The organism is Enterococcus sp. LJL128 (assembly GCF_056924295.1).
In genome coordinates this window covers 406,930-418,022 of record NZ_JBXPBP010000002.1, presented here as the reverse complement: position 1 = coordinate 418,022, position 11,093 = coordinate 406,930, and the positions used below count along the sequence as shown (strand labels likewise).

General features: G+C 37.7%; 10 protein-coding genes. 2 read left to right on the top strand and 8 right to left on the bottom strand.

All coding sequences use genetic code 11. The features are described 5' to 3' along the window. Positions 1-12 precede the first annotated feature (12 nt). The 5 genes from AC1Z3K_RS05000 to AC1Z3K_RS04980 form a co-directional block, all read right to left on the bottom strand. Entirely contained in the window at positions 13-1,083 is a 1,071-nt protein-coding gene (locus AC1Z3K_RS05000; RefSeq protein WP_461732032.1) for an ABC transporter ATP-binding protein, read from the bottom strand. A 194-nt stretch (positions 1,084-1,277) separates the two neighbouring features. After that, positions 1,278-1,859, bottom strand: a complete 582-nt coding sequence (locus AC1Z3K_RS04995; RefSeq protein WP_426080804.1) for a bactofilin family protein — start codon at positions 1,857-1,859, stop codon at positions 1,278-1,280. A 362-nt stretch (positions 1,860-2,221) separates the two neighbouring features. After that, positions 2,222-3,280, bottom strand: a complete 1,059-nt coding sequence (locus tag AC1Z3K_RS04990) for a bifunctional transcriptional activator/DNA repair enzyme AdaA (protein ID WP_461732031.1) — start codon at positions 3,278-3,280, stop codon at positions 2,222-2,224. A gap of 289 nt (positions 3,281-3,569) precedes the next feature. After that, a complete protein-coding gene (locus AC1Z3K_RS04985) occupies positions 3,570-3,899 on the bottom strand; it encodes a hypothetical protein (RefSeq protein WP_461732030.1) in 330 nt (109 codons plus the stop codon). 14 nt (positions 3,900-3,913) lie between these two features. Continuing rightward, positions 3,914-6,313: a GBS Bsp-like repeat-containing protein gene (locus tag AC1Z3K_RS04980; RefSeq protein ID WP_461732029.1), complete on the bottom strand. Its 2,400-nt coding sequence runs from the start codon at positions 6,311-6,313 to the stop codon at positions 3,914-3,916. A 655-nt stretch (positions 6,314-6,968) separates the two neighbouring features. Here AC1Z3K_RS04980 and AC1Z3K_RS04975 point away from each other — a divergent pair. Next, complete coding sequence (locus AC1Z3K_RS04975; protein ID WP_426080808.1) at positions 6,969-7,892, top strand: ABC transporter ATP-binding protein; 924 nt, start codon at positions 6,969-6,971, stop codon at positions 7,890-7,892. A 1-nt stretch (position 7,893) separates the two neighbouring features. Next, positions 7,894-8,658: an ABC transporter permease gene (locus AC1Z3K_RS04970; RefSeq protein WP_426080809.1), complete on the top strand. Its 765-nt coding sequence runs from the start codon at positions 7,894-7,896 to the stop codon at positions 8,656-8,658. An 81-nt stretch (positions 8,659-8,739) separates the two neighbouring features. On the opposite strand, the gene AC1Z3K_RS04965 is transcribed toward AC1Z3K_RS04970, so the two are convergent. The 3 genes from AC1Z3K_RS04965 to AC1Z3K_RS04955 all read right to left on the bottom strand — a co-directional run bounded on the left by AC1Z3K_RS04965 (position 8,740) and on the right by AC1Z3K_RS04955 (position 11,041). Beyond that, positions 8,740-9,630: a sensor histidine kinase gene (locus AC1Z3K_RS04965; RefSeq protein WP_426080810.1), complete on the bottom strand. Its 891-nt coding sequence runs from the start codon at positions 9,628-9,630 to the stop codon at positions 8,740-8,742. A 1-nt stretch (position 9,631) separates the two neighbouring features. Next, a complete protein-coding gene (locus AC1Z3K_RS04960) occupies positions 9,632-10,315 on the bottom strand; it encodes a response regulator transcription factor (protein ID WP_461732028.1) in 684 nt (227 codons plus the stop codon). A gap of 159 nt (positions 10,316-10,474) precedes the next feature. Further along, complete coding sequence (locus AC1Z3K_RS04955) at positions 10,475-11,041, bottom strand: hypothetical protein (protein ID WP_426080812.1); 567 nt, start codon at positions 11,039-11,041, stop codon at positions 10,475-10,477. Positions 11,042-11,093 lie beyond the last annotated feature (52 nt).

Below are 11,093 nucleotides of genomic sequence, written 5' to 3'. Positions count from 1 at the left end.
TTTTCCTCCATACTATAATACATTTAATTTTTGATTATCTTCATTGCTAAAAACAAGTATTTTGCTTTGATTTATTAAAAAGTAAATCTCCTGACCAACTGTAACCTCTGCGTCTGGTGCCGTTCTGATTATCAAGGGAACCTCTCCCCATAGAATAGATACCAGCAAATCACTGCCTAAATAACGAATAGACTGAACAGAGCCCTTTAAGCTGTCTTTTTCAGAGGCTACAATTGCCAAATCCTCGCTTCGAATGGCGGCGGTCACCTTTTGAGCTGGTACATAATCAAAGCCCTGCCCGATAATCTGCTGCCCTACTCGTAAGGAACCGTCTGCCAGAAGCTCTCCGGCTAAACAATTGATTTCCGGCCGGCCAATAAAACGCGCCACAAATAAATTGTCAGGCCGCTCGTAAATCTCTTTTGGCGTACCGATTTGCTGAATCGCTCCATCCTTAACTACCACAATTCGGTCGGCCAAAGACATCGCTTCATCCTGGGCATGGGTGACAAAAATCGTTGTGGCTTCAAGCTGATCATGAACCTGACGAATCAAGGCACCTGTTTGCTCCCGCAGCTTCGCATCAAGATTTGATAATGGTTCGTCTAATAAGAATAATTTGGGTTCCCGCACAATAGCTCTGGCTAATGCTACACGCTGCCGCTGACCTCCAGAAAGATGCTTCGGTTTCTCTTGAAGCAATTCCTTCAGCTCCAGCTTTTCAGCTGCCCATTTTACCTTTTCTTCTATATATTGTTTTCCCTCTTTACGAATTTTCATTCCAAAAGAGATATTTTCCTTCACTGTCATATGAGGGAATAACGCATACTCTTGAAAAACCAAAGAAATATTCCGGTTCTTTGGCGGACGATTCGTCACATCTTCCCCCTCTAAAATGAAGCTGCCTGCTGTTGCATCCTCAAATCCAGTCAGAACATTTAGTAATGTCGATTTTCCACTACCGCTTGGACCGACAATCGCCAAAAACTCGCCACGCTCCATAGAAAGCTGAAACTCTTTCAGCGCCCATTGCTCCTTTTTCGGATACCGCTTTGATAAACCGTGAAATTCTATATATCCCACAGGATAAACTCCTTTCTCAACCTCTCGTGAAAATCATAACAAAGCCCTTATTAGATTACTATGATAGACAATTAAAGTCAAAAATCATTGGAAAAATTTCATCTATTTTACAATATAAAAGAAGCTTAGAGTGCTATCTATCAAAAGCACTCTAAGCTTCTTTTTTTCTATTCAGCAAAACAGCTAAGCTGGTCTTATTCGCTAACTGTAACATCACCTGTTACAGACGCACCATCTTCATCAAGCGTCGCTGAATCTTGAAATTCTTGTTTTTCAAATGTAACATTTCCTTCAACCTTGGCACCGTTCAATACAAAGCCATTTGCTTTAACAACGATATCACCTTTTACAGTTCCGTGAACAATGTTAAAGTTTTCAGATTCAACTGTCAATGTAGGCACTGTAATTGTATATTCTGCAGTGACATTACGGTCTGCATCTTGAGAATACAACGCTAGCTTTCTGTAAATATCGCCGCTGTCTTCTCCTTTATCATGGAACTCTCCTGAAACAGTTACATCTTTTGTGAAGTCAACATCTTTCGTTGCCGCAACAATCCAGTTGCCGTCTTTAGATAATGCTTCCTCAAGAACTGCAGGATCATCACTGACTGAAGCTGTTGAAACTACATCTGTTTCGCTGCTGCCAGCTGTACTCATCTCCATTGTAGATGATGAAGCTGAGCTGTCTTTTTTATCGTTGTCAGCGCCACAGGCTCCTAAAGCAATTGTTGCTGCTCCTACTAAACCAAGTAATGCTAATTTTTTTGAAATCATATATTCTCTCCCTTTCTTTAATCGAAAGAAGTATATCACGGAAGGAAAAAAAAGAAAAAGATTATGATTGTGTTCCACACCATACATTAAGTCTTCATTTAGAAATTCTCAAATCAGAACGACCTGCTTCTATTTCAGCTCTTATTCGTGATTTTAACGAAGCAAAGAATGAATACCTATCTAACTCCATTTATAGTAGACATTTCCAACCTATCATTGCTTAGCTGTTGCTTTATCATCATATAAAGGGATGACATTATGCGTTTTCATTCCTGAAATTCGGATAACTCTTCTTCCAGAAGCGGCTCTTTCGGAAATAAGGATTGCACTTTTGTCACACTTCCTTTAACCACCTTCACCAGCTAAAGCATCTGTTCATAATTTTTCTCGTGGTTCAGCAGCCACTTTTTCCGTTCTAATCCACCAGCATAACCGCCTAAGCCTCCGCTAGTTTGAATCACTCGATGGCAAGGAATCAGAATTGCCAGCTGATTACAGCCGTTAGCAGTTCCTACTGCTCGTACGGCCTTGGGTTTATCTAAGCGGTCTGCCAGCTTTTTATAGCTGGTTGTTTCTCCTCGATCAATCAGTAGCAGCTGCTGCCAGACACTCTTTTGAAATTCTGAACCAATCAGTTTATAGGGTGTTTGGAAGCTTTTTAGCTTCTTGTCAAAATACTGGTGTAGCTCCTCTGCTATTTGCTTGGAAATTTGAGTCTTTCCGGGAATAATTTGCGCATTCAGCCGATTTCTTAAGCGCTCAATTTCTCTTTCCAAGCCTCTCCGGTCAACAAATTCCAGTAAATAAAGATAGTCATCATCCGCAAGGCTCAGCATTGGTCCTAAAGTAGTATCAATCCAATCAGCATAAAGAACAATGATTTCTTTGGATTGATTAGGCTTACGTCCCATGATTTTTGTGAACGCATCGTGAAAACCGCTTGCTGAGTCATAACCGGCATCCAGCTGTGTATCTATGATTTTTTCGCCTTTTTTAATTGTTTTCATTGCAATCCCCATCCTTCTTGCCCGGGCAAACTGAACAAACGTCATCCCATAAACTTTTTTAAACTGTCTTCGAGCAGTAGCAGAATGAATACCAAGGGCAGTAAAGTCTCTATCCATCCAACGCTTTTCCGGCTGCTCTTCTACTAAATCAACCATTTTTTGAACGATTTCTGGAATTGTCCTAGGATAAGACAATGGATGACATCTTTTACAAGGACGAAAGCCCGATAGCAATGCTTCTTCAGCTGTCTCATAAAATTGACAATGCTCATATTTAGGCTTTCTGGCTGGACAGGTCGCATGACAGAAAACGCCAGTTGTATTAATTCCTGCAAAAAAGATACCGTCGTATTCCGTTTTACGTTCCAGTAAAGCCTGATAGTATTCTCTTTTTATTTTCTCGTTTTTTATCATTACAGCTCGTCCTCTCTATGCATATCTGTCTTCTAATTAAATGTTCTACTCATCATTGCTTCTCTGAGAATACTCCTTTTAGAAAGATTTTGCATTCGAAAAATGAACACGTAATTTTTTTACCTTAAGCAAAAACGGTAGGTTTTCAGAAATTTCTTCTTGATTAATAGTGAAAATGGCTCTGGGATATAAATGAATTCCCAAACTTTTGTCACAACCTCAACTCATTACTCTTACCATTATAAACTAAAAGAGCAAATCCCTAGTTATAAGGAATTTGCTCATCTTTTTACTTGTTTACTTCTTCTTTCACATACTCAGCAAAATCAATATTTTTTTCAGCAGCTTCTTTTTCATACTGTTCAAGCATAGAATCTGTTATCTGACTAGAATTAACACCTGCTTCATAAAGCTTACGTCTGAGTTGTGAAACCGTATTTGACGGTTCTTCTTTTCTAATGTCATCTATATCTGAGCTATCAATTGTGGAGCTATCTATAATAACTTCATTACTTTTCGTTTCTTGACTTTTGTCAGTATTCGTCTCTGTATTTTTAGTACAACCAGCAATGGTGATTAGCACAAAAATAGAAACAACTACTATTAATTTACTATTCATACATACCTCTTTCATCATTTAATAACAAAGTATGGTCGACCTGCCGACCAGTCAATCGAATCATTAGAAGGCGTATTCCATAAATGGCTTGTTGATACAGCCCCATTATAAAACTGTTTGCCATATGGATCATAAACGGTTGTTTTACCATTAGAATACCCTTGTGTAACAATCGCATGCCCAATCCCAACATTTACAAACATGACTACTGGGTAACCTTTAGCTAAATAATCATTTAGTTCTGACAAACTATTAACCGTTAAGACTGTTCTACCATAAGAATTCATCCCTTTTACAAAATCAATTCCAGAAGCACCAAAGTACTTTTGATTGAACCCGCCGTAACTATAAATTCTATTGGCTGTGTCTATAGGAGAAACATTGACTCCAAAGTGACCTCTTAAAATCATTGCCATACTCGTAGGCACACAACCAGCTGCTCCTAAATTAGCGATTCCGTAATTAAGATTACTCCAACGCCCATCCAATTGAGAGTAGTAATATGGAGGTTTGGACAGACGAATAGCAACTTCATCTTGTTCTAAATTATAGCTTGTTGAGCCTACACCTTTATCACGACCATTTTCCGTTGCATAAATGTGTGTATGGAAAAGCCCGCCATGTTTAAAATCAGCTGAGTTCACAACGACTGACCATGATCCATCAGAATGACGAGTACCATTTAACCATTTAATATCGTCTTGGCCGTTCGTATTGCTCCACGTTGGAAACTTCACATTGGAAATATTCCCACCACTAAGATTATAAATTCTCACTCTCATTTTCGTTTTACTCAATGAGGTTTTGGTTATCACATTTGATGGTAATTCTAAACTGTAACTTATTTTACCAACACCTTTATCACGACCGTTTTCCGTTATATAGACATGTGTATTGAACACTCCACCATTTCTAAAATCAGATGAATCCACAACAACTGACCACGACCCATCGGAATTACGGGTTCCATTCAACCATTTGATGTCGTCTTGACCGTTTGTGTTGCTCCACGTTGGGAACTTCACATTGGAAACATTTCCTCCATTTGGGTTTGCGATAGTCACCCTTACTCTTGTTTTGCTCAATGAAGTTGTTGTTATCACATTCGCTGGCGGTGCCTCTAAACTATAACTTGTTTTACCAACACCTTTATCGCGCCCATTTTCTGTTATATAAACATGTGTGTTGAACAGTCCGCTATGTCTGAACTCAGCTGAGTCTACAATAACTGACCACGATCCATCGGAATTACGGGTTCCGTTCAACCATTTAATATCGTCTTGACCATTCGTATTGCTCCACGTTGGGAACTTTACATTGGAAACATTCTTACTTTCCAAATTAGCGATAGTAATTTTCATTTTTGTTTTACTTACTGAAGTTGTTGTTATCACATTCGCTGGCGGTGCCTCTAAACTATAACTTGTTTTACCAACACCTTTATCACGGCCATTTTCTGTTACATAGATATGCGTTTGGAAAAGTCCACTATCTTTAAAATCAGCTGAATCTACAATAACTGACCACGATCCATCGGGATTACGCGTCCCATTCAACCAGATAATATCGTCTTGACCATTTGTGTTGCTCCATGTGGGAAACTTTACATTTGAAACATTGGTCCCTTCTAGATTAGCAATAGTAATTTTTATTTTTGACTCACTTACTGAAGTTGTTGTTACTACATTAACCGAAGCAGCAGCACTTTCATATTTCTCAACCTCTTCACTACTTTCACTAGTTGCTTCAACGGTGGTAGAAGTAGTTGTTTCTTCACTTACTTGACTATCAGCGGGAGGAAATTCCAGCTTCCATCGTTGTTCCTCCCCTTCACTAGTTACTTGTAATTTATTTGAATCCGCTATTTTCAAGAACAGATTATTTTTTGATTGTATGAGATACGCTCCGTTTTCTTCACTAACTAAACGCCACTTTTGAGTATCTGTACCTTGTGCTACTGTATAGTAAAGAGATTTTGCTGCAGCATCATCGGTATCTAATACTGTTAAATAATTGTTTGTTATACTATTTCGGATTGTATACCATCCATCTTCTGTTAAATGTAAAATGACATTTTGATTAACCGTAGACTCTTTTTTATCAATGTAAGCATCGCCGCTTTCGGCTTCAGCTAATTGCACATTTGATTCAGATTCTGGAGTAACCTTTACTTCCCTATCAATAAAAGCTGACAAATCTGCAACTACATACATTTTTTGTGCATCATTTGAACTTTCTATTGATTCCATTGTTGAATTAGTATAATCGTCTTCTATACTATCTTTTGTTTCATGACCTTGATCTTCTATGGGATTTGATTGCTGCAACTCACTATTTGATGATTCAGTAGCTAACGTCTCCTCAGTTGTATTTTTTTCAACCGCATAGGTTAAGATTGGGCTCCCTGTATACATAACTGTCATTAATATTAAATTACAACAAATTAATTTATTCCATTTTTTCATTTCTTTTTAACTCCCATCCCTGTATTTTTGAGCATGTCTATCAAACCTTTTTACACTTATATTTTACACGGATATCTTTGTTGTGCCAACCAGATAATTTATCACCTTTACTCATACCGTAATTTTACCTAGTCTGGTTAACAAGAATGTCTTATTGTATCTCATTCATTTTATATCTTCTTATATTTCACCACTACTAGAGCTCTGAATGCCTCTGTTTTATTCCCACCATTTTTTCGATATGAACAGATAAGAACAGCTATTTTTTAATATAACCTTCAACTCTTATATGACTTATTATCAATAATCAAGAATCTGGGACAGAACTAAATTCCCAGACTTTTCGTACGCTTAAATCCGAATAAACGGTGAGATAGAAACAACTTCTTTGGCAATAAGCCGGAATTTAGCAAAAATTTGTGGCGCAATTTCCGTAAATCCCGGCTTATTGCTTGAAGCTAACCGTTTCTGTCTCAATCTCTTTTTTACCAGCAGATATTTTTTTTGAGATTTTTTCTATTTAAGAGTTATTTAATAGTTGCTTAAGAGACCATTTAAGAAAGAATTGCTATAGTAAAGATGTTGAAAGAAGGAGTGAACAATAATGAATGAAACAGTACTTTCATTAAAAAAAGTATCTAAAAATTTTGGAAAAGAACAAGCATTAAAAAATGTTTCCTTAGATGTCAAGAAAGGTGATATTTACGGACTGATTGGACGTAACGGTTCAGGTAAAACAACTATTATGAAGCTGATTACGGATCTATCAAAAGAATCCGGCGGAGAAATTGTTCTGCTGGGACGGGATAAAAAGCGTTCGGATTATAGCCAGGCGCTCCAGCATATCGGTGCTGTTATTGAGGCTCCGGTTGCATTTACAAAGCTGTCGGCTTACGAAAATATGAAAATCATTTGCATTCAAAAAGGCATTCATGATTATTCAGTTATTAATGAGACATTGAAATTCGTTAACCTGGCAGCAACCGGCAAGAAAAAGTTCAAGAATTTCTCTTTAGGAATGAAACAGCGGCTGGGGATTGCGATGGCACTTGTCAATAATCCTGACTTCCTCATTCTAGATGAACCAATCAACGGGTTAGATCCCATCGCTATTATCGAATTTCGTGAATTACTGGAAAAAATTAATCAGGAAAGAAATACAACAATTCTAATTTCCAGTCATATTCTTACCGAGCTTTATCATGTGTCTACTCGTTTTGGCTTCATACACCAGGGAGAAGTCATTCAAGAGATTTCTAAAGCAGCATTTGACGATTTATGTACAGAGGACATTATTATCCATACAAGTGATGTTCATGGCGCTTCTGTTTTGCTGAAAGAAAAGGTTACCGAGGAGTTCACCGTAATCAATGATTTGGAGCTGCGGATTCATGACGGCGAGCTTTCAACCGAAAAAATCAATACGCTGCTAGTCACTAATGGAATTGGTGTTTCCTTTATCGGCAAAAAAGAAAACAGTCTGGAAAATTACTATACAAATCTTGTTAAAGAGTTAGGAGAGGTTTAAAATGATTCGATTAATAAAAGCTGATTTTTACCGTCTATTTCGTGCAAAAGGGTTTTATATCACGTTTCTTCTGATTATCGTCTATGCAGCATTGATTGTTATCAGTCAAACAGTTGGAAGCGTAGGAGTAAATACAACAGATTTAGTAGATTCTAAAAGTATTGTCTGGAATTTGACATTAGCTGTTCAATATACTGCCTTTTCCAGTCCATTTCTGGTTTACTTTTTAATTGGTCTGTTCGTTATCTTGCTTGGCTACGAGTTTTCACAGCATACGTATAAAAATAGCTTGACTTCTGGGGTCAGTCGACTTTGCTTTATGCTTTCAAAATATGTCATTCAGCTGACTTGTTTCATCGTTGCCTCCATTTTTTATTTTTGCGGATCCGCTGTGATTGCCTTTTTTAAGTATGGTGCTGAAGGCATTGATATGGGTGGATTCTTCTGGGATACCTTCAAGCTGGCAATCGGTGTGAGTCTAGTCATCAGCGTGATTTTCAGCCTAGCTTCCTTGATTTTAGTACTTAGCGGCAGTACCGTCATTGCTTCGGTTTTTATTGTTATTTACCCAGTCGCTATTCAAATATTCGCAATGCTTATTGACTTTGATGGATTAAAATATTTTGACTTTTTCGGATTGGTTCAGCAAATCGGTGTTGGCGCCATTTCTGGGAAAGAACTAGTTCCCTATATCATTGTTAGTCTTCTCCTTATTCTTTTGTCTATATTCGGAAGCTCCCTAACTATTCGACAAAAAGAATTATAAAAAATACTGAATGAAATTTGTCAGCTTTGAATGTAAAAAGACTTTCTTTTAAAAGAGCAAAAAACCAATCAGCCGCCTAGTTCAGGCTTCTGATTGGTTTTTTAATTGGATAACTACTTCAAATTCCTTCTCTGTATCTATTTGTACTTCTCCATCAATCAAAGCGACCAGCTCTTTAACAATATGCAAACCTAAGCCAGTACTTTTATTGGTTCGTGAAGGATCCTCCGTTAAAAAACGCTGAAAAAGCAGCGCTGGTTCTTCAATAGCCTCCAGCAAACCATTTTTGAATTCAAAAACAATTGCTTCTTCTGTTTTATGTAACGTAATTTCAGCAAATGACGTTCCATGCTTCAGCATATTTCCTAAAATATTTTGAAAAATTCTTTGCAGAACTGTTTGATCTGTAATTAGCCAGACCTCTTCCTGAATATCAATAGTTAGCGACAGTGCACTGAGTTGAAACTCCTCATAGTAGGTAAACAAATTTTCTCTAAGTAATTCAGAAAGATTTAGCTGTTCCAGATTAAGTGCCAATCCTTTTTCCTGAATCAAATTATATTCCATCAAATAGCCGAGATAGTGTGAGATTGATTGAAGACTATTATCTATTTTGTGCAACATCTCCTTCTGCTCATTCAGACCAGGGTCTTTCAATAAAATCTGGGTATAACCAGAAGAAACAGTTAATGGTGTTTTTAAATCATGAGTCAAATTGGACAACAGCTGATGAAGCTGCTTCTCTTTTTGCCTCTGCTCCCGATAATACCGTTTATTCTTACGAATCAACTGATTATTACTATCCAAAAGCTGTCGGATCAGCTGATTTTTCGATGTGGAAACTAATTCCGCATTGGTATCTTCATCATGAATATAATCAAACTGGCAAATGATTTTTCTTAAATCAAGAATTAAAAAAACAAGGTACATGCTAACTACTACCAGTAAAAATACACTGAGTATCACCCACATCTCAGTTGTCCTCCTTTGCTAATCGAATACCCATTCCCCAGATTGTTTCGATATACTCTGTTTCCGGATCAGCTTCCTTCAATTTTTTCCTTAACGTACTGAGATGAACATTTACCGTATTTTCACCGCCAATATAAGAATCTCCCCAAATACGCTCATAGAGATTGGCTTTGGAATAGATTTTATTTGGGTAGCGCAGCAGCAAATCCAACAGCTGGTACTCCTTGTTTGATACCTCGAGCTTCACTTCCCCAAGTCGCACCTCATAATTTTCAGGATCTAAAGAAAGCTTTTTAAACGTCAATAGTTCGTAAGCCTTCTCTTCAACTACTGAATTGCGCAGCTGCACCTCAATGCGTGCCTCCAGCTCTTCGATATCAAACGGCTTCGTGATATAATCGGCAGCACCATTTTTCAACAGCTCCACTGTCTTTTTCTTATCATTAACAGCTGTCATAATAATTACTGGTACACTGTTTTGCTTGGTAATCATCTGCAAGACACTTTCACCTGTTACTCCGGGCAGCATTAAGTCCAGCAGAACCAAATCAAAACGCTGATCAGAAATTAGAAGAACTGCTTCCGTCCCTGTATGAACAACTGTCAAATTATATTTATCTTGAAATAAATGAGTCAACAGCTGACAAATATTTTCATCATCTTCTACAATTAGTATTTTTTTCATTGCATCCCATTCCATTCTTCTTGTCAATCTTTCTTTATTCAGACTAGCATTGCTGAAAAAAATGTCAAGAAACTTTCTAGTACGGCTGGCTTGAGAAGAAAAGACACAGCACAGTTTTTCTTCCTGCAGCTGTGTCCTTTAGCATTTTTAAGTTCTGATTTAATAAACGATTCCTTCTTCAAAGGGCATTGGCAGATAGCAGGTTATTTCTTCAACCACAGGGGCTTCTGCTCCTGGTTCAAACTGAATATACACTTCGTACTTTTGAAATTTCAGAGAGCCGTCTTCTTCCGGCTCAAGCATTTTATACCCTTGCTTTCCCATAGCGACTTCCAAATTTTCCATTGAATCGCCTACTCTGAGTCCAAATAAATGATAACTGGGCGAGCTTATAACAATCTGGGTTAAACGTGTCGTCTTTTCTTCTTTAGGATAACTAAAATAGTAACCCTTAACCTGCTGATCTTCTGTAAATGCCATTTCCGGCTGGTCAATGCCGTATTGTCCAGCTTCCTCTTCGCTAACAGTCGATGTAGAAAAAAAATCCAAGCCCAAATCGCTGGCTGCCTTCACTCGCTCAACTTCCTCTATCGTCAGCTGTTCAATTTTTGCCTGCTCTTTTTGCTCCTGTTCCTTTTGATAGTTATCAATGATAATCTTCCCAACAATAACCAACAATACTGCTGCAACCAACAAACGAAATAATGAAACGCCTTTTCCTCTCATTTTTTTCCTCCCGCTACTTCTTCTTTTTACTTTTTATGAATAAATAAATGGT